Source organism: Paenisporosarcina sp. TG-14 (assembly GCF_000297555.1).
GTDB lineage: Bacteria > Bacillota > Bacilli > Bacillales_A > Planococcaceae > Paenisporosarcina > Paenisporosarcina antarctica.
The window spans coordinates 19,498-38,850 of record NZ_AMGD01000019.1; the positions used below are offsets into that span (position 1 = coordinate 19,498).

A 19,353-nucleotide genomic window follows, 5' to 3' on the forward strand; every position below is an offset into this window, starting at 1 on the left:
CCATATATTATCTAACATGGACTGTATGACTTTTGTATTAATTTCAATTAAATAAAAAACCACAACCCCATTTGTGGCCACTGACTTAGCTTATGGTAGTATAGGCGATTTCAGTTCCAGACGGACGCGTTCCGCGGGGCGATCGCCAAGCCTCCTCGTCCGCTAGAAAACCCTTGCTCCTGCGGGGCTCGTCTGTCTCGCTCTTCCCGCGGGAGTCGCCGCCTTCCACTTCAATCAATTGTACAAATATTTTCTTTCATTTTAAAAAGGGGAGGTTCCTTTTTCTGTTCAAAATCTAACAGAATGTCCCCCTAGCTTTTCAATCTAACAAGCAATTCTTCCCTCAATTTTAGAGGAAAAGATTGCTTGTTTTGTTGTTAATAATACTAATTTCAGGGGGTGTCCCGATGAGTTCCAATCAAGAATCTTTAAATCTTAGCGCATTTATGGCGATTTACGATATCGTTGTGCAGATGTAAGGAGCCATGGCAATATTTGCTGTAAACCCATACGAATTATGGCCTTACTGAAGTATGCAGAGTAAGTAATACGAAAGAAAAAGGTAACATTTCGTTCAAAATCTAACGAAATGTTACCTTTTTCAATTTATACACACTTACAATTTTAAAAACGTAGGTTTTTTAGTGGCTTCTATTAGTAGCAGTAGTGGTTTTCCTCTCTATTCATGACCAGCAACTAAAATCCGCCACGTTCATCTACATTATGATTATGTTGACCATCACGTACTTGAAGAATTTCTTTTTCTTCCTTGCTTAACTTTTCTGGTTGTTGAATTTGAGCATTTACAGGTTGGTTCTTAGGTTGCTTTTCGTCATGTGTTTCATTCATTTTACATCCACCTCTCCATTTAAAATTCATGTCTTTGTTGTTCTCTCCTAAATGAACAAACTTATAACATAAAGATTAAATAATTATATTGGTGAATAGTGGTATAGACTAAAAAAATCTATCTTCTCATCTTATTTCGGTGTCAAAAATAAACTCTAGTCTTTCACGAAAATTTGAAGTTCGTTAAATTCTATCCCATTTTTAGTATTCTTCGAAATTGAACAACTCATATTTTCTTTCATCAAAGCACTCATAAAACCTACCCAAAAAATTGGTAAGATAATGCATTTTTGTTCTTTATTAAGCGACTTAAACACATGGTCTTCCCAACTATTGTGTAATTCCAACTCAATCCGTTTTTCTTGTTTAGAAAACATGGTAATTTTAACATTGCCCCACCCTGCATTGCGGTGAAAATCGCTGAATTCAATTAAGATATTTTCTAAATCACTTCGCCCTGCATAGGATTGGCTGACCAGATAGCCTAAACGATAACCAAAGATTTCAAGAACTTCATTACTTTTCTCTATACCTGCAACTTCATCTAATGTCTTTATTAAGATCTCAAGAGTTTTATTCCACACAATGATAGAAGGCTCATCATTGAAGTTCAATACTCCTTCTTTATTCTTCCAATTAAATTCATCACTATTTATTTTAATTTGTGAAATTGAATTCACCATTTATTAAACTCCCCTTAAATTATGAATCTGCGTTTATACTTATCAGAGCTAGTCTTTTATATGTATTGTAATATAATATCCGCATTCTTCATTTTTTAAACATTTTATTTTTCAGATTATTATATTTCCATCCAATTAAAAAGGTATACCACTCTTTAAATGGTATACCTACATTTTGGATATTGACTACAACTAGTAAACTTGCCATTCTTTCCTGATTTCTCAATTAGTTCATTATCACATTTAGGGCACATGTTTTGCTCTAATTTGTCATCTTTAATTTTTCTCTCTTGTTTTATCGTTTGCACATGTTTTTTTGCTAATTCTTTATTCATACAATTTGCGTTTCGAATCATTTCAGCCACTCTATGAACAGAATCAGTTGACATGCCCACTACTGTTTTCGAGTTTATTACCCTCGGCAATTGTTGTGAATGTACCACGTGGATATCCTCAGATATAATATCAATTTTCTTAAGCGTTCCTCTCTTGCTAAATGCAACGATTGAAAAGAATGGTCCAGAATAATCTTGTAGATGGTGTTCCAAAAACTTGATGTGACCATAATTTTGGTGAATTGGATTTTGAAACCTCTTTTTACTCTTGAATATGGTTTGTGTCCAAAACTTGCTATGTTCTGAACCAAAAATCCATCCTTTATAGTTCTTCGTTTCCACAACAAATATTCCTGTCCGTCCTATGATTACATGATCAATTTGAGTAGTCTTCCCATCTTTCTCCAACATAATGTTATGAAGAACTTCAAACTCTTCTTTTTTCAACTTCTTTAATATGATTCTTACACTTAATTCCCCCAAAAAACCTTTCACTTTTGGAGATTTCAATACAGCCGATCCAATGATAAGTAAAATTAATAATATTGGAAATAGCATCGCTATAGGCACCCCCATCTTTATTATGTGAACTAATCCTCTCACAAAAAGGGAATTTGTGGTAGCCTTCTTTTGGTTATTTCACAATTAAAACTAATCTTTACTTCCATTAATTTGATATTATTGTAGTCTACTATATACCGAATATTTTACTTTTAGAATTTAAAGTGAATCTTCTAATATATTTACTTAAATAATTGACAAGTTTTCATGGGATCCCCGAGTTTTCGCAAACCCCAGGACGTTTCCAAGTAAATATCAGCTAAAAGAGCCATATGTTCTCCAGTTACCTCAGCCATTTCAAGCGCTATAACACTTTCATAAACGACAGCCATCCGCTGAGCCATTGCTTTAGCTTCAAACTTTTGCATGTCTTCTTCTAAAGAAGTAAATATATTTAGGTCAATTTGTAATTCATCCAATACTTTTACAACTATTGGTTTTAAAGTACTCTTTGATACTTTTTCGAGTCGTAATTTCATTGATGATATAAATAATGTATGTGCATTAAATTTTCTTACTAATCTTACAAACTCTAAACCTAATATGTTTGCAGTACCTTCCCACACGGTTAACACTTGTGCATCTCTTAGCAATCGTGGGGTCACAAAATCTTCGATGTAACCATTTCCTCCATGCATTTCAATAGCTTCATGGGAAAAATATATCGCTTGTTCAGCTGATTCTTTTTTCATGATTGCAATAAATAATCGATTCAATATTAGTTCTTCTTCACATGCTTCTTTGGCAACCACACGGTCATATAACGTAATTAAATCAAAGACAGTCGCAAGTTCAACTTCCATTTTTGCAGTTAATTTTCCTAACGTATCTTGCACCATTGGAAAAGCTATAAGTTTATGACCGAATGCATCTCGTTGATGTGCATAATCGGAAGCCTCATTAGATAAGTTCATTGTCTATTCCCCTTTATGTTTAATAGTTTTTCCGAAAATTGATGATGCAGCAACTCTATTTCTGACTTCATCTCTTGTAAATCGTGAATCTTAACAGCAATTTCAGCTAACCGTTTATTTCCGTATTCAATAGTTCGCTCTAGCTGTCTTACACCCGTTCGATCTTGATCAAATAACAATACCATTTCTTTGATTTCCTCCAAATTAAATCCATATTGCTTGCCACGAACAATTAACTTTAACTTTGCACAATCAGATGGTTTAAAGACACGAATATTGCTTTCTGTCCGCTTAGGGTTTAACAAGCCAAGCTCCTCATAATAACGAATCGTTCTAGTAGTTACCCCAAACTCTCTCGCCACATCGGCAATACTCTTCACACTAACTCCTCCTTTACTCGCATGTTTTAAATTATTTTATCATTTACGTTAACGTTAATTACAAGCTTATATTTGAAGAATAGAAGAATGTTCTGCCCTTTATATAGAAGAAAGACGGCCGTTGTTAAATACGGCAGACCTTTTACTCTCTATACTTACTTTTAGCAATTATGTTCAGATGACACAGTTCAACTTCCAGTATTTCTCTATTGAAAATCGGACTTTCTTTTTAGTTTTATATGGTCTTACCTCTAATGAAATCTATCTATACCGATTACTAATCATCCAGTTGACAAGCTAATACAATGAAGTTATAGTAAACAACATAATTAAATATGCGTTAATTCTTATCAAGAGATGTGGAGGGCCTGGCCCTATGATACCTCAGCAGCGGGTTTTTACTTTACGTGAAAATACTGTGCTAATTCCAGCGAACAATTATTTGTTCGATAGATAAGAAGGAGTATTCGAGCTAATTTCCTGTGGATTTGTGTCCGCATTTTATTTCGCATTCGTATGCCCCTTCTGTCTAACGACAGAAGGGGCATTTTTTATTGCCTTCTCCCTCCCTACTCAAAGTTAACGAATTTCACCAAGAAAGGGGCGACACATGTGATTGAATTTCAACAAGTAACAAAATCATTTCAAACTAAAAAGCAAACGGTTGAAGCGTTAAAAGGCATTGACCTAACTGTTGAAAAGGGAGACATTTTTGGAGTTGTTGGCTACAGTGGTGCCGGAAAAAGCACACTCATTCGACTAGTTAACCTACTCGAGCGACCATCAACTGGTCAAGTTCTCGTTAACGGGCAACCACTAACGCAACTTAAACCAAAGCAACTACGAGCAGAGAAGAAAAAAATCGGTATGATTTTTCAACATTTTAACCTTCTCAATTCCAAAACTGTATTTGACAACGTTGCTATCCCTCTCGAGTTATCGGGTACATCTAAACCAGAAATTAAAACACGTGTAGAAGAACTACTCGAATTTGTTGGTTTAGATGATAAAGCAAAAAACTACCCTGAACAATTATCGGGAGGTCAAAAACAGCGGATCGGTATCGCCCGAGCACTTGCTACAAACCCATCCATTTTACTATGTGATGAAGCAACTTCAGCACTCGATCCACAAACAACAAGTGCTGTATTGCAACTTCTTAAAAAAGTTAACAAACAATACAACATCACAATCCTTCTCATTACTCATGAAATGTCAGTGATACGAGAAATTTGTAACAAAGTGGCCGTAATGGAAGGTGGCCTCGTGGTTGAGCAAGGTTCGGTATTTGATATCTTCGCATCACCTAAAACTGAAATTGCTAAAAATTTCGTTCGTACGGTGATTCATGATGAGATTCCACAAAGCGTTCGCAGCGATGCGCTCAGTTCCAACAAGCATCCGATTATTTGGAAAATAAACTTTGTTGGCAGCACCTCGAGTAAACCATTGTTATCGACAGTTGCGAAGAAATACGATGTGCACTTAAGTGTTCTCTCAGCAAATATTTCGGAAATTCAAGAAACGCCATTTGGTAACTTAATTATTGAAGTTACCGGTGATCAAAACGAGATTCAAGAAGCATTAATATACATCAGAGACGAAGGGTTTATCGTTCAGGAGGTGAACCTACATGAGTAACACATTATGGGGAATGGAAATTACAGCAGAGCAACTACTGGTTGCTTTTGGCGACACACTTTACATGGTCGCGATATCACTTCTTTTCTCAGCACTTATCGGTTTGCCACTAGGTATATTGCTCGTCATCACACGAAAAGGACATATCTTAGAAAACAAATGGATTTTCAATATCTTAAATCCTATTATCAACATTTTGCGTTCCGTCCCATTCATCATTCTACTCGTCGCAATTATTCCACTAACTAGATTTATTGTTGGATCAGCCATTGGGACGACCGCAGCAATCGTACCACTCGTCTTTTATGCAGCACCGTACATTGCTCGACTCGTCGAAAATTCACTACTTGAAGTCGATAAAGGAATTATTGAAGCCGCTCAGTCTATGGGTGCAACAGTTCCTCAAATCATCTTTAAATTTTTAATACCAGAAGGATTGAGCTCACTAATCCTAACCTTTACTACTGCAACCATTGGCTTAGTTGGAGCATCTGCAATGGCCGGAGCCGTTGGAGCTGGTGGTGTTGGTGACTTAGCATTGACCTATGGATACCAGCGCTTTGACACCATGACCATGTTTGTCACTGTTGCGGCACTCGTCATCATCGTTCAATTACTACAATCAGGTGGAAACATGGTTTCAAAAAAAATAAGAAGAAGATAACTATTGGAGGTAGGAAAAAATGAAAAAATTTATATTGATACTATTAGTTTTAACACTAGGATTACTTGCAGCTTGTGGCAATAAAGAAGAAGCTAACGCTGAAGAAGGCTTAACTAAAGTAAAAGTCGGCGTAAGTGGCGGCGACACACGTACATGGGATTACATCGTAGATATTTCAAAAGACCAAGGTTTGGATATTGAACTTGTTACATTTAACGATTACGTTCAACCAAACATCGCATTAGATGAAGGCGAACTCGACGCAAATGCATTCCAAACTATCTCTTACTTTGACGAATTTAAAACAGCTCAAAGTTTAGATTTAGAAGCAATTGGTTCAACAGTAATAGCACCAATGGCCATTCATTCAAAAAAGCACAAAACACTTGAAGATCTTCCAGACGGCGCAACAATTGCTTTACCAAACGAAGGAACAAACTTCGGTCGTGCTTTACTCCTTATGCAAGAAGCTGGTTTAATCACATTAACAGATGACTTCGTAGGAATTGGCGCAATGGACAAAATTAAAGACAACCCGAAAAATTTAAAAATCGAAGCAGTCGCTGCTGGCAACACACCACGTTTCCTTGACGACGTCGATGCTTCAATCATAAACAACAACTTTGCAATAGAAGCCGACTTAGAATTAAAAGAAGCGCTCTTTCACGAAAGCGCAACTGCTAAACCATACATCAATATTATTGCAGTAAAAACTGGTGACTCTGACCGTCCAGAACTACAAAAACTCGTGGAAATCTACCATTCAAAAGAAGTAGAAGAATTCATCATTGAAAAGTACAAAGGTAGCTCAATCCCAACATTCGTCTCATTAGAAGAACTATTAAACTACAAAGACTCTTGGAAATAATCAAAACAAGCATATCTATAGTAAAAAGGCAACCGAAGTTACCACTTCGGTTGCCTTTTTACATACTTTAAAACCATACTTGGATTTTGGTTACCTCCAAAATCGTTTTCTGTTGTCGACATCCTTCGTTACAAATTCCAATATTTCTCTATTCCAACTTGGACCACAAATTTTCCAACTGAGCATTCTCTCACGATAAAAATAAAGAAGTCACTTAATCTTTCCCAAACACCTTCGTCTGTGTGCAACGAAAACGGAAATTATATGACATTAATTAATAATAATTACTTAAATTAAAAGTTTTTCTTGAAACAATATGTATTTATCCAGTATAAGACAGGTGAATTCCCTCCTTTTGGACTATAATAATAGTAGATATTTTTATAGAAATTGGTGAATCTTGAAGTTAATTGTCTAATGTACTCGGAATTACACGAAAAATAAGTATAGAGAGGTGATTCAGATGCCAACTAACATTGACTCATACCAAGAAAATTTAAGACTCATTGAAGAATCAAACCAAAGATGTAGATCATTAGGATTAGATCCAACAATTGTTCCAGAATCTATTCAAATTAGCCAAGAGCAACTGCAACATATTCAACGAGAAACTCTTGAAACATTAAAAGTGGTTGAATTTTTTATTCCTGAATTTTTAAATATGGTGAAAGGCACCCCCCTTCTAATCGTGGTGACCGATAATCAAGGCATTGTTACGTATATTGAAGGTGACAGTACGATTAAAGATGTCATTAAACAGTTTGGGTTTAGAACCGGCGTGCAATTTACAGAGAGTTACAATGGAACAAACTGTATTAGTCTAGCACTCGACCATAACAAACCAGTTGAAGTAATTGGCCCTCAACATTATCATGATTTTCTTAGTCAATCCGCTTGTTATTCCGTACCATTTAAAAATCATCGTACCGATGGAACATTTGGGACAGTTTCAATCATGACTGCTTTAAACTTCCAAGATCCATTGCTACTTTCATTACTTTCTATTGTTGGTAATAGTATTGAACGTGAAATCCAACTGCGAGAACAAAATAAAGACTTGAATGTATTAAACCAAGTGTTAACTGAATCAGCGCAAACTGCTATGATTTTAACAGATCAAGATGGACGCATAATGGAGTTTAATCCATATGCTGAAAAATTGACTGGCTTAAAACGAAAAAACGTTCTCAATCAACCTGCGCAAGATTTAGCAATTGTTGGTGATTGGATACAAAAAATTATTAAAACAAAAGATAGATTCTCTGATTTAGAAGTTATATTCAATAATATAGATTCCTCAAAAGAAACCATTTGTTTGTTCGATGGTAGACCGATTTACAGTGAGAATAAACATTTTATTGGTACAGTAGGTAGCTTCCGTGACATCACAGAACGCTATGAAAACCAACTTCTTATGAAACATCACGCGCATCATGATGAACTAACCGGCCTTCCCAACAGACGCTATTTCCAAATGTATGTAAATAGCATTCTCGAATCATCTCAATCACATGAAAATATGCTGGCAGTTTTCTTGCTAGACCTCGATCGCTTTAAGTTAATAAACGATACACTTGGTCACTCAAAAGGTGATACGTTACTTGTGGAAATTGCACAACGATTAAATGATTATTTACTCAATAAAGGCAAGCTATTTCGTATGGGAGGTGATGAATTTACAATTGTCTTAACTGCGAGCCAAACATTCGATGACCTAAAAAATATAGCTGATGACATTATTGAAATTGTTCGTAAACCTTTTGTCATTCAAAGTCTTGAATTTCATATAAGCACGAGTATCGGCATCGCCATTTACCCGAATGACGGTTCAGATGTTACTACTCTTTTCTCACATGCTGATAATGCCATGTATCGCGCAAAAGAACGAGGTAAAAATGGCTATTGTTTCTACGATTCAGGCATGAATGAAGAGTCGATGAAAAAGCTGACTCTTGAAACGGAGCTCGAATTAGCTATTAAAAACGATGACCTTGTGCTTCATTATCAACCACAAATCGATTTACAAACCAATCAAATTGTTGGAATGGAGGCTTTACTACGGTGGAATCATCCCCAACTTGGGCTTATTCCACCAGCTGATTTCATTCCTATTGCTGAAGAAATGGGTTTAATGGTCAATTTAGGCGAATGGGTCCTTTATCAAGGTTGTAGGCAAATGAAAACTTGGCATGACCAAGGGTTGACATCACTTAAAATTTCCATCAATTTATCTCCACAAGAATTTTTAAAACAACGTCTCGTTGATAAAGTAAAACAAGTATTGCTCGATACTGGACTTACACCAAATTGCTTGGAACTTGAAATCACCGAATCCATGACAATGGATGTTATTCGCTCTACCTCTATTTTAGAAGAATTAAGTGAACTCGGAATACAAATTGCCATTGATGACTTTGGTAAAGGTTTCAGTTCACTAAACTATTTAAAGAATTTCCATATTCACCGCTTGAAAATTGACCGCAGCTTTATTCATGACATGATTAATGGACCAAAAGATGCGAAAATTGTAGGCACAATCATTTCAATTGCTCACGCCCTCAATTTAAAAGTCATTGCAGAGGGCGTAGAAAATGAGGAACAGCTTCTCTATCTGCGCAACTTAAATTGTGATGAAATACAAGGGTTCTATTTCAGTAAACCTTTACCTGCAATCGATATTGAAAGAAAATATATACTAAATTCTTCTAGAGGTGTCATTCAACTATGAAAACAGTCGCTTCACTTCTGGTCCAACATTTAAAATCATTTCAAGTTACCCACGCATTCGGAATCCCTGGTAAAGCCGTCGTTCCACTTCTCCTTGCGATGGAAAAGAGCGACCTTGAGTTCGTATTAAGCAGACACGAATCTGGTGCTGGCTTTATGGCAGGTGGTTATTCACGACAAAACCATTCACTCGGGGTTGCAATCGGCACATCAGGACCTGGCGGCACAAACTTGCTGACAGCGGCTGGACAAGCAAAGGCCTTTCACTTGCCCGTCCTTTTCATTACAGGTCATCCATCTGTCAAAGAATCGGGGCGCGCAATGGGTCAAGATTCCAGTATCTTTGGAACAGATCTGGTCAAAATGTTCGAACCCGTTACCCTATTTAGTGCGAGAGTCGAGCGTGGTGACCAATTTCAGATGTACTTCCAACACGCACTTGAACATGCATTAACCGGACGTAAAGGACCCGTTCATTTATCTATCCCTGCAGATGTACTTATGCAAGAAATCGAACCATTCACACTGTCTTTACCGAACCTACAACAACACGTATCACCTTACATGAATGAAGTGAAATTCTTACTTGAACAAGCAAAAAAACCTCTCCTTTTCCTTGGAAAAGGTGTACATATTTCACGGGCATATGAAGAAGTAAAGAATCTATCGCTTCAATATAATCTGCCAGTCATCACGACACCTGGTGGAAAAGGCACGATTTGCAGTGATCATCCCGGTTACCTAGGACCATTTGGTTTAGGTGGAACGCAAGCCGCAAGTGACTATATGAATGGTGATGTCGATTTATTAATTGTCATCGGCACTAAACTTACCGACATGACTTTACCTGGATTTACAAAAGCTATGTATCCAAAACAAGTCATTCAATTTGACATTGAATCTACGTTTGTAGGTAAATCAATACCAGTTCCAACATTGTCGGTCATTGGAGACGCAAAAGTTAATATACAAGCGATTCTTGACCCAGCTTTACTTGAAATCGCAGCAGCAACTATATTCGTAGAGAAAGAAATAATAAACGTTCTACCTTCAACTGATGAAAAACTGTCAGCCGTTACTGCAGTTAACTTAATGACCAAACACTTACCAGCAGAGACAATTCTGTTTGGAGACGATGGCAGTCATACTTTTTACGCAATCCAACATTTCGATATTCAACAACCAGGCACATTTTTTTCGGACGATATTTTTGGTACAATGGGGCATGCAATTGGATACGCAATTGGGGCAAAATTTGCAAACCCTCAGCAAGACATTGCCTGCTTAACAGGGGACGGTTGTATGATGATGCATGGTGCAGAAATTTCTGCTGCCGTATGTCATGACTTACAAATTCCATTTATCGTCTTCAACAATGGTCGTCTCGACATGGTTGATAAAGGAATGCGCTACAACTTGGGACGCTCAGTGGGTACAGTTTATGAAGCTCCTGCAAACTTGAGTCTATTTGGAGAATCACTTGGTGCAGCAGCATTCCGTTGCTTTACAGCACAACAAATCGAAGAAGCACTTGTCTTTGCAAAGACCTACAATGGACCAACTGTAATTGAAATAATGGTGGATCCTGAAGAAATTCCACCCACTTTAAAACGTGGCTAATACACATACAGGATTATAGATAGATTGACTAGGGTTTCATAATCTCCTAGCACGCAAAGCACATGCACATAACCTAAAGAATTACAGAGACTAGCTAGCGATGTGAATCTTTCACATCGCTTCCTTTCTATCAGGCAGGTAATCATCTTGCATTAATTGTGCGTAACACCCACCTTCCCCTCTCTCCCCTACTTTACGCGAACAGTTGATATAGGACGCGAATTTCAGATAAACACTAATGAATTTCTAGATATACACAACTGATTAAATACGAAATAAATCACCTTGAATTCTAGATATCCACAAGCGTAATGAAGACATTCCCTTTCCCTCTAATTTCGTGGCAGTTGGCAAGCCAACTGCCACGAAGTTCACAATCTCTATAGTTGACCAATAGTCTAGTTATCCTATAGGATTAATTAAAGATAAATAGGAGGACAATCATATGACTAAAGTTTATATACTTCATGAAAACAGTGAATGGACCGTCCATTTAACAAGAAGACTTGAAGAACTAAAGGTTCCTTATGAAGAATGGCATCTCGATCAAGGTATCGTCAATCTTACTGAGGCTCCACCTGAAGGAATTTTCTATAATCGCATGAGTGCCTCTTCCCATACGCGAAATCATCGCTACGCACCCGAACTCACTTCCGCCGTATTAGCGTGGCTTGAGCATCATGACCGTACTATTTTTAACGGTAGCAATGCTCTAAGACTCGAACTGAGCAAAGTTCTTCAGTACACCGCTCTAGAGGCTGCTGGAATCAAGACTCCGAAAACCATTGCTGCTGTCGGCAAAGAACAAATTATTAAAGCTGCGCAAGAATTAGGAGAAACCTCCTTTATTACCAAACACAACCGTGCTGGCAAAGGTCTTGGAGTTCAACTCTTTCACACAATTGAAAGCTTAAGAACATATATTGAAGGTTCAACTTTTGAAGAACCTGTCGATGGAATCACTTTGATTCAACAGTATATCCAAGCACCACAACCCTACATTACACGTTGTGAATTCATTAATGGAAAATTCCAATACGCAGTAAAAGTCGACACTTCAGAAGGCTTTGAACTATGCCCTGCAGATGCTTGCCAAATTGACGACATGTTCTGTCCAGTTGGTGAAACGGAATCAAATTTAGAACAACCGAAATTTCAAATCATCGAAAACTTTAATGAAGCCATCATTGAAAAGTATGAGCAATTCCTTAAACAAAACCAAATTAAAGTAGCCGGTATCGAATTCATTCGTGACTCAAACGGTGAAATCTACACGTACGACGTTAACACCAACACTAACTACAATGCCGATGCCGAAAAAATAGCCGGTAAATATGGCATGTTGCAACTAGCGATAGCCTTAAAAGCAGAACTCGAAAACAACTACACCAAAGCCTAATTTGGTTAATTGACAAAAACATATACCCCTTTAACAAAATGCAGCGGCCGTTTAAAAAACGGTCGCTCTTTTGCTGTTGAATTCACTCAATATGAATTTACATCTCCTGTCAGATACGTCACAGTTGTGCCGTTACAGAGTTTCACGTATTTTTGTAGCTTCCCATAGGCATACCTAGGTTACTACTCATCAATTCGTGATAAACTAAAAACATCAGAACAGGAGTGATTACTAATGCGCGTAGCTATTTTTGACTTTGACGGAACACTGTATCCACAAGAAACCTATAAACTGATGATGAATTATCTAAAGCAACACCCTATCCATTCATCTAAATATCAACCTTTTTATCGAGCACTCATGAAACCTTATCTTGCATATAAAATGAAAATATACCCTGAAAACAAAATGAAAGCCAAATCGATGCAACTCTATTTAGATGCCTTAAAAGGTTTGCATCAACAAGAAATAGAAACATATTTTGAAGACATGTCAAAAGAAATGCGCAACGAACTTAATCTATCAGTCGTCGATCGCTTACAAAAGCATCTGATTGAAGGAGATCATGTCCTACTCGTATCCGGTGCATTCACGCCTATGCTTAACGAAGTAACGCGCGACTTCGCCATTCATAACGTAATTGGGACAGAAATACCAATGAGTAATGGCAAAATAGACACCAACAAAGCCCTTTACCATATTCAAGGTGAACGCAAAAATGAAATGATTGAAAAAGCATTACAAGGACTAGATATCGACTGGAAAAACAGTTCAGCATATGGAGACAGTATTTCAGATATAACTGTACTTGAGCTCGTCGGAAACCCAGTAGCAGTCCGTCCCGAATCACGCCTAAGAGCAGTCGCTGAAAAAAGAAAATGGGAAATCCTCTGGTAGCACTTAAAGCCGAAAGAGCCTGTTAGCACATCACCGGCGCTGGAAGAAGCGAATCGAAAACTCGTTTTCGAATGAGTTTCTGAAGCTTAGGTGAGAACTGGGCTTCGAGCTAGACAAACCTTAAAGCGGAAAGGGCCTGGTAGACCGTCACCGGCGCTGGAAGAAGCTTAGGTGTGGGCTGGCCATTAAAGCTAGGTAGCCTGAAAAGTGGAGCAGCTCATTTATCCTCTAAACCATTTTTGGAGTCTGAAATGTAGCCTGAGAGCTGGGTTTCGGAGTTAGCCATAAAGAAATGCGAGAACGATACGGACTTATGGTAAAATAAAAGAAAAAAGGAAGTACTTATTATGAAACGCTTTAGCTTTATCATTCCCATCATGTTAATCGTCGCCATACTTGCAATGTGGATCTTAAATAAATATCACTCTCAAGTCCCCTTTGATACACGAATAATAATCGCAGCTGGCGGGTCTATTGTATCAGGTATCGTTGCATTCTTTTTACTCAGAAATGATGTTCATAAAATAGATTCAAAACCAGTTGAACCAAACAAAAAGAAGCGTTAAATACTAGCGCTTCTTTTTTCTGTACCTTTTATTAATCTATTATAGAAGTAAAAGTATCCACAATCTTTCTCGGTTAGATTATATATGATTCAGTCGATTTATCACGTTCCACTCTTTAATCTACCATACCCATTTCGATATCTTTCGATGACAATACAAATAATGAAATCAAACAATACGATCGTTCTTCCAAACTGTAAAAATATCGTGACAATTTCAAGCATCTCTATTGATTTAAATGAAATCCAAAAATCACCTTATCACATATCTGCGATAAGGTGTTTCTGAAATGTTCTTCTATTTTTTAACTGCAACCTGAGTTACTTTAGCAACACGTTTTGCACCCATATATTTTGAACACCAATAGTACGGATCGTTAATTTTCGCTACTAAACGCCTTTACTAGATGAAGAATGTGCGAATTTCCCATTACCAATATAAATTCCGGCATGAGAAACGCCTTTACCTGAGGTATTGAAAAATACTACGTCACTAACTTTAAGATTTTTCTTCGCAACTGACTTTCCAGTTGCATACATACCACCAGTTGTTCTTGGCAATTTAACACCAACTTTTATATGGCATCTGGAATTTAGAGATACTCTATCGCCTTTAGAAATCCACCAAAGAATACAAGAAAATAACTTAACTAATAGTCTAGATACCTCTCTCCCCTTTTAACTGTTAAAATAGAGAGAGGAATTAAAAACTAAAACTAAAGGAGAATTCCATGACAATTAAAGTAACTTACTCTGGCGATTATCAACAATTAATATCCCCAGAAATTGAAGCAAAACTAAACGTGATTCATAACAATATGCAGAATAAAACGGGTGTTGGCTCAGACTATTTAGGATGGCATGATTGGGCAAGTCGTATGAACGAGACGTTCCTTCAAGAGATCCAACAAACGGCAGACCGTATTCGTCAAAATTCAGATGTACTTGTTGTCATCGGCATTGGTGGCTCTTATTTAGGTTCAAAGGCTGTCATTGAAGCATTGACTCCACATTTTCATACAAAACCAGAAATAGAAGTGATATACGCAGGACATCATGTTAGTGGAGAGTATTTAGCCAAACTCATGAAATATCTGAATGATAAAGAAGTAACAGTAAATGTGATTTCAAAATCTGGCACAACAACAGAGCCCGCTCTTGCGTTTAGGTTCCTACAAAAATATATGGAAGATCGCTATGGTGAAGATGCAGTATCGCGAATCATCGTCACAACAGATGCTGAAAAAGGTTCATTACTAAGTTTGTCAAAAGAAAAAGGATATCAACGATTTGAAGTTCCAGCTGACATCGGTGGACGCTATTCTGTATTAACAGCTGTCGGCTTGCTGCCAATAGCTGTTGCTGGCCATTCCATTCGAGACTTAGTTAAGGGTGCATCTACTGCAGAAAAAACATTCCAACAATTTGACATGAACTCAAACGCAGCTATTCAATATGCTGTAATTCGTAATCATTTATATAATCAAAACTACTCAATTGAAATTTTAGCTACATTTGAACCGAAATTAGCGTATTTGCAAGAATGGTGGAAGCAATTATTTGGAGAAAGTGAAGGAAAAGAACAAAAAGGTATATTCCCAGCATCCGTTTCATTTTCTACAGATTTACATTCTCTTGGACAATACATTCAAGATGGACAACGCATCTTGTTTGAATCGTTCCTTATTATAGAAGAAACAGCCACTGACCTCTCTGTATTCACTGCAGAAAATAACGGAGATGAATTGAATTATTTAAGTGGTTTAACGTTAAATGAATTTAACTTAGCTTGTTATGAAGCGACTTCAAGTGCTCATTTATCTGGTGAAGTTCCACAAATAGGGCTTACCATTAAAGAACTTAATGAAGAAAATATTGGCTTCTTGTTGTATTTCTATATGGTTTCATGTGCGTATAGTGCCTATCTATTGGAAATCAATCCCTTTGACCAACCAGGTGTAGAAGATTACAAAACAAACATCTTTAAAATCCTACAAAAGCCAGGATTTGTTTAATACCAACATTTTAAGCAACACTTTTAACTGAAGTTTAAAAAGCGACTGCACACTACGTGATAGTCGCTTTTTACGTACATCTCAATAGAAGTACCAAATAGTTTCCTCTATTAGAAATAGCAGAACCCTCCTATCACATTGCGATTCGGAGGGTTCTGCTATAAGATTACTTCATTTGATAAATTCTTGTTTCATATGGGGCAAGTTCTAAATGCGTCTTAGCATCATGACTTACAATTTCTAGATTTGCTAGTAGCAATCTAGAATACTCAAAAGGCATATCTGAAACATGTGAAACCTCTACCTTTTTTGTAGATAAATTCGACAACACGATGACTTGATCGTCACCTAATGTGCGTGAATACGCATAAATTTCTGGATGGTAAGGAAGCAATAAATCATACGTACCATACGTAAAGACGTCATGAGATTTTTTCAATTGGATCATTTTTTTATAAAAATGATAAATCGAATGATCATCCCTTAACTGATCTTCTACATTAATCTCTGCAAAGTTTGGATTGACGCCTATCCAAGGTAATTCACTAGAGAATCCAGCATTTTTTTCAGACGACCACTGCATTGGTGTGCGTGCGTTATCTCGACTTGAAGCCCAAATAATACCCATTATGTCTTCGTGCGAGACGCCTTCACTGCGCTTTGCATCATACAAATTCTTAGTAGCAATATCATTGTAATCTTCAATCGATGAAAATTTGACATTGGTCATACCAATTTCTTGTCCTTGGTAAATGAACGGTGTACCTTGCATGAAGAAATACATGGAAGCCATTGCCGTAGCACTCTCATACCAATAGTCTTTATCATTTCCCCATGTCGATACGGAGCGAGCTTTGTCATGATTTTCAATAAATAATGCATTCCATCCCTTGTTCTCAAGCCCTTTTTGCCAACGAGATAATACTTCTTTTAACGCGACAATATCGAGAGATGTTTTCTTTTCTGCATCCCACAAACCGAGATGTTCAAATTGGAAGACCATATTAAATGAACCATGCTCTTCACCGACCCACAAATCAATTTCATCTACCCCTACTCCATTAGCCTCACCTACGGTCATAATGTCATATTTAGCAAATGTTTCTTTCTTTAACTCTTGCAAGAAAGGGTGAATTCCGTTGACATTCATAAATTTATCCCATGCCAGTACGGTAGGTAATCCTTGTTCATTGGGCATATCTGAAAAGTTTTCATCTTTTTTAATATGACTAATTGCATCGACTCGGAAACCATCAATACCTTGATCTAGCCACCAATTAATCATGTCATAAAGCGCGGTCCGCACATCCGTATTTTCCCAGTTTAAATCTGGTTGTTTTTGCGAAAAAATGTGCAAATAGTATTGTTCGGTTAACTCATCATATTGCCACGCAGGTCCACTAAAAATACTTTCCCAGTTGTTTGGTTCTTTGCCATTTTTGCCATCACGCCAAATGTACCAATCACGTTTCGGATTGTTCTTTGATGATTTTGATTCGATGAACCACTGATGCTCGTCACTTGTATGGTTAATAACCAAATCAATAATAAGCTTCATTCCACGGACATGTACTTCTTGTAGTAATTGCGTGAAATCTGCCATCGTGCCAAACTCATCCATAATATCTTGATAATCACTAATGTCATAGCCATTGTCATCATTTGGCGATTTGTACATCGGGCAAATCCATATGACATCAATCCCTAATTCTTTTAAATAATCTAATTTTGAAATGACTCCTTGTAAATCACCAATGCCGTCTCCATTAGAATCCATAAAGCTACGGGGATACACTTGGTAGACAATTGCCTCTTTCCACCAGTTTCTTTTCATGGCTCGACCTCTTTCATTTGTAAAAGTTAAACAAACACAAATTACGTGTCCATTTACATTTTCTTGACGTAATTGTCGTTCTATTAAATGTGACGGGTTAATTAATTTCTTTCCCAAAATCTGAATTAGATTACCTAATCATCTCGGTTGTGGAAACGTTTGCACAAAAACACAATAAATATATTATACATGATGAAAACGTTAATATTAAGCCCTCTTAGCACTTATATTAAACGTTTTCAACATGAGCCTTCTCGTATCACAAAAGTAAACGATTTAACCAACATTCGTAATCAATTACTTAATTCGTAGTTCGCTATCTCGGTCAAAGAAATGTCCTCTTTCTAAATTAAACGATAGATCAATTTCATTCCCTGGTTGAACGGGGTTACTAGAGTCTAAACGAGCAACAAAATCTTGACCTTCGATGCTAGAATACACCATTAATTCAGCACCCGTAAGTTCAGATACATCTACTTTCAAGTTTAAAGTCTGGTGCCCATCTGAAGCTTCATTGCTAATATGTTCAGGTCGAATACCTAAAATTAATTCTTTTCCATCATATCCTTGATCTTTTAAATAAGCTAGATGTGATTCCGGAACTTTTAGTGAAGTATTCCCAATTACGAACATACCATAAACCAATTTTCCTTTGAAGAAATTCATAGAAGGTGAACCTATGAAGCCACCTACAAAAACGTTATCAGGTTTATCATATACTTCTTTGGGTGTACCAATTTGTAGGACTAGTCCGTCTTTCATAATGACAATTCGAGTAGCCATTGTCATTGCCTCAGTTTGATCATGAGTAACATAAATCGTTGTTGTGTTAAGGCGTTGATGTAGTTTTGCAATTTCAGCACGCATTTGTACACGTAACTTGGAATCAAGATTTGATAAAGGTTCATCCATTAAAAATAGTTTTGCATCTCGAACGATAGCTCTTCCAAGCGCTACACGTTGACGCTGACCGCCTGATAATGCTTTCGGTTTACGATCCAAGTAAGCTTCTAAACCTAATATTTCTGCAGCGTTTTGTACGCGTTCTTTAATTTCTTCTTTCGGAAATTTACGCAATTTTAATCCAAACGCCATATTTTCATATACAGTCATATGCGGATATAATGCATAGTTTTGGAAAACCATTGCAATATCTCGTTCTTTTGGTGCCACATCGTTCATTCTCTTACCATCAATATAAAAATCTCCGGAAGAAATATCTTCAAGACCTGCAATCATGCGTAATGTAGTAGACTTCCCACATCCTGAAGGGCCAACAAAAACAATAAATTCTTTGTCTTCAACTTCTAAATTGAAATTTGAGACTGCTAAGACATTCTTATCATAAACTTTTGATATATTTTCTAATACTAGATTTGCCATTTTATCCACAACCTTTAC

18 protein-coding genes and 1 riboswitch are annotated in these 19,353 nt (G+C 37.0%); of the genes, 9 read left to right on the forward strand and 9 right to left on the reverse strand.

What is annotated here, in order from left to right; all coding sequences use genetic code 11:
* Window positions 1-696: 696 nt before the first annotated feature.
* From C406_RS20680 to C406_RS0106570, 5 genes are all read right to left on the reverse strand, one after another.
* Window positions 697-849, reverse strand: a complete 153-nt coding sequence (locus C406_RS20680) for a hypothetical protein (protein WP_017379806.1) — start codon at window positions 847-849, stop codon at window positions 697-699.
* Between the two features lie 155 nt (window positions 850-1,004).
* On the reverse strand, window positions 1,005-1,532 hold the full coding sequence (locus C406_RS0106555) for a hypothetical protein (protein WP_017379807.1): 528 nt from the start codon (window positions 1,530-1,532) through the stop codon (window positions 1,005-1,007).
* 155 nt (window positions 1,533-1,687) lie between these two features.
* A complete protein-coding gene (locus C406_RS0106560) occupies window positions 1,688-2,443 on the reverse strand; it encodes an NERD domain-containing protein (RefSeq protein WP_081503733.1) in 756 nt (251 codons plus the stop codon).
* 167 nt (window positions 2,444-2,610) lie between these two features.
* Window positions 2,611-3,342, reverse strand: a complete 732-nt coding sequence (locus C406_RS19355) for an acyl-CoA dehydrogenase family protein (RefSeq protein ID WP_017379809.1) — start codon at window positions 3,340-3,342, stop codon at window positions 2,611-2,613.
* Window positions 3,339-3,722, reverse strand: coding sequence for a MerR family transcriptional regulator (locus C406_RS0106570; protein ID WP_017379810.1), 384 nt, complete (start codon window positions 3,720-3,722; stop codon window positions 3,339-3,341). The genes C406_RS19355 and C406_RS0106570 overlap by 4 nt, the downstream gene beginning before the upstream one ends.
* Window positions 3,723-4,066: 344 nt before the next feature.
* Window positions 4,067-4,182: riboswitch (SAM riboswitch) on the forward strand.
* A gap of 152 nt (window positions 4,183-4,334) precedes the next feature.
* Here C406_RS0106570 and C406_RS0106575 point away from each other — a divergent pair.
* The 8 genes from C406_RS0106575 to C406_RS0106610 all read left to right on the forward strand — a co-directional run bounded on the left by C406_RS0106575 (window position 4,335) and on the right by C406_RS0106610 (window position 14,104).
* Entirely contained in the window at window positions 4,335-5,363 is a 1,029-nt protein-coding gene (locus tag C406_RS0106575) for a methionine ABC transporter ATP-binding protein (protein ID WP_017379811.1), read from the forward strand.
* A gap of 13 nt (window positions 5,364-5,376) precedes the next feature.
* A complete protein-coding gene (locus C406_RS0106580; protein WP_026045631.1) occupies window positions 5,377-6,027 on the forward strand; it encodes a methionine ABC transporter permease in 651 nt (216 codons plus the stop codon).
* 19 nt (window positions 6,028-6,046) lie between these two features.
* Window positions 6,047-6,895: a MetQ/NlpA family ABC transporter substrate-binding protein gene (locus C406_RS0106585; protein WP_017379813.1), complete on the forward strand. Its 849-nt coding sequence runs from the start codon at window positions 6,047-6,049 to the stop codon at window positions 6,893-6,895.
* A 463-nt stretch (window positions 6,896-7,358) separates the two neighbouring features.
* Window positions 7,359-9,623 (forward strand): EAL domain-containing protein, encoded by a 2,265-nt coding sequence (locus tag C406_RS0106590; RefSeq protein WP_017379814.1) that lies wholly within the window; start codon window positions 7,359-7,361, stop codon window positions 9,621-9,623.
* A complete protein-coding gene (locus tag C406_RS0106595; protein ID WP_017379815.1) occupies window positions 9,620-11,242 on the forward strand; it encodes a thiamine pyrophosphate-binding protein in 1,623 nt (540 codons plus the stop codon). Before C406_RS0106590 ends, C406_RS0106595 begins: the two co-directional genes overlap by 4 nt.
* 445 nt (window positions 11,243-11,687) lie before the next feature.
* On the forward strand, window positions 11,688-12,641 hold the full coding sequence (locus C406_RS0106600; RefSeq protein WP_017379816.1) for an ATP-grasp domain-containing protein: 954 nt from the start codon (window positions 11,688-11,690) through the stop codon (window positions 12,639-12,641).
* Window positions 12,642-12,875: 234 nt separating this feature from the next.
* Entirely contained in the window at window positions 12,876-13,538 is a 663-nt protein-coding gene (locus C406_RS0106605; RefSeq protein WP_017379817.1) for an HAD family hydrolase, read from the forward strand.
* A gap of 347 nt (window positions 13,539-13,885) precedes the next feature.
* Window positions 13,886-14,104, forward strand: coding sequence for a hypothetical protein (locus C406_RS0106610; RefSeq protein WP_017379818.1), 219 nt, complete (start codon window positions 13,886-13,888; stop codon window positions 14,102-14,104).
* A gap of 101 nt (window positions 14,105-14,205) precedes the next feature.
* On the opposite strand, the gene C406_RS21240 is transcribed toward C406_RS0106610, so the two are convergent.
* Window positions 14,206-14,328, reverse strand: a complete 123-nt coding sequence (locus C406_RS21240; RefSeq protein WP_272942997.1) for a hypothetical protein — start codon at window positions 14,326-14,328, stop codon at window positions 14,206-14,208.
* 165 nt (window positions 14,329-14,493) lie between these two features.
* The gene (locus tag C406_RS20980) at window positions 14,494-14,664 is read right to left on the reverse strand and encodes a C40 family peptidase (protein ID WP_017379819.1); all 171 of its coding nucleotides are present in this window, start codon (window positions 14,662-14,664) and stop codon (window positions 14,494-14,496) included.
* Window positions 14,665-14,834: 170 nt separating this feature from the next.
* Between C406_RS20980 and C406_RS0106620 the strand changes: the two genes are divergently transcribed.
* Window positions 14,835-16,118: a glucose-6-phosphate isomerase gene (locus tag C406_RS0106620; RefSeq protein WP_017379820.1), complete on the forward strand. Its 1,284-nt coding sequence runs from the start codon at window positions 14,835-14,837 to the stop codon at window positions 16,116-16,118.
* 166 nt (window positions 16,119-16,284) lie between these two features.
* On the opposite strand, the gene C406_RS0106625 is transcribed toward C406_RS0106620, so the two are convergent.
* Window positions 16,285-17,952 (reverse strand): glycoside hydrolase family 13 protein, encoded by a 1,668-nt coding sequence (locus tag C406_RS0106625; RefSeq protein WP_017379821.1) that lies wholly within the window; start codon window positions 17,950-17,952, stop codon window positions 16,285-16,287.
* 297 nt (window positions 17,953-18,249) lie between these two features.
* Window positions 18,250-19,335, reverse strand: coding sequence for an ABC transporter ATP-binding protein (locus C406_RS0106630; RefSeq protein WP_017379822.1), 1,086 nt, complete (start codon window positions 19,333-19,335; stop codon window positions 18,250-18,252).
* Window positions 19,336-19,353: the final 18 nt, after the last annotated feature.

Coding starts and splice junctions, on each gene's coding strand:
- C406_RS20680 (WP_017379806.1), bottom strand. CDS start 849: ATGAATGAAACACATGACGAAAAGCAACCTAAGAACCAACCTGTAAAT.
- C406_RS0106555 (WP_017379807.1), bottom strand. CDS start 1,532: ATGGTGAATTCAATTTCACAAATTAAAATAAATAGTGATGAATTTAAT.
- C406_RS0106560 (WP_081503733.1), bottom strand. CDS start 2,443: ATGGGGGTGCCTATAGCGATGCTATTTCCAATATTATTAATTTTACTT.
- C406_RS19355 (WP_017379809.1), bottom strand. CDS start 3,342: ATGAACTTATCTAATGAGGCTTCCGATTATGCACATCAACGAGATGCA.
- C406_RS0106580 (WP_026045631.1), top strand. CDS start 5,377: ATGGAAATTACAGCAGAGCAACTACTGGTTGCTTTTGGCGACACACTT.
- C406_RS0106585 (WP_017379813.1), top strand. CDS start 6,047: ATGAAAAAATTTATATTGATACTATTAGTTTTAACACTAGGATTACTT.
- C406_RS0106590 (WP_017379814.1), top strand. CDS start 7,359: ATGCCAACTAACATTGACTCATACCAAGAAAATTTAAGACTCATTGAA.
- C406_RS0106595 (WP_017379815.1), top strand. CDS start 9,620: ATGAAAACAGTCGCTTCACTTCTGGTCCAACATTTAAAATCATTTCAA.
- C406_RS0106600 (WP_017379816.1), top strand. CDS start 11,688: ATGACTAAAGTTTATATACTTCATGAAAACAGTGAATGGACCGTCCAT.
- C406_RS0106605 (WP_017379817.1), top strand. CDS start 12,876: ATGCGCGTAGCTATTTTTGACTTTGACGGAACACTGTATCCACAAGAA.
- C406_RS0106610 (WP_017379818.1), top strand. CDS start 13,886: ATGAAACGCTTTAGCTTTATCATTCCCATCATGTTAATCGTCGCCATA.
- C406_RS21240 (WP_272942997.1), bottom strand. CDS start 14,328: ATGCTTGAAATTGTCACGATATTTTTACAGTTTGGAAGAACGATCGTA.
- C406_RS0106620 (WP_017379820.1), top strand. CDS start 14,835: ATGACAATTAAAGTAACTTACTCTGGCGATTATCAACAATTAATATCC.
- C406_RS0106625 (WP_017379821.1), bottom strand. CDS start 17,952: ATGAAAAGAAACTGGTGGAAAGAGGCAATTGTCTACCAAGTGTATCCC.
- C406_RS0106630 (WP_017379822.1), bottom strand. CDS start 19,335: ATGGCAAATCTAGTATTAGAAAATATATCAAAAGTTTATGATAAGAAT.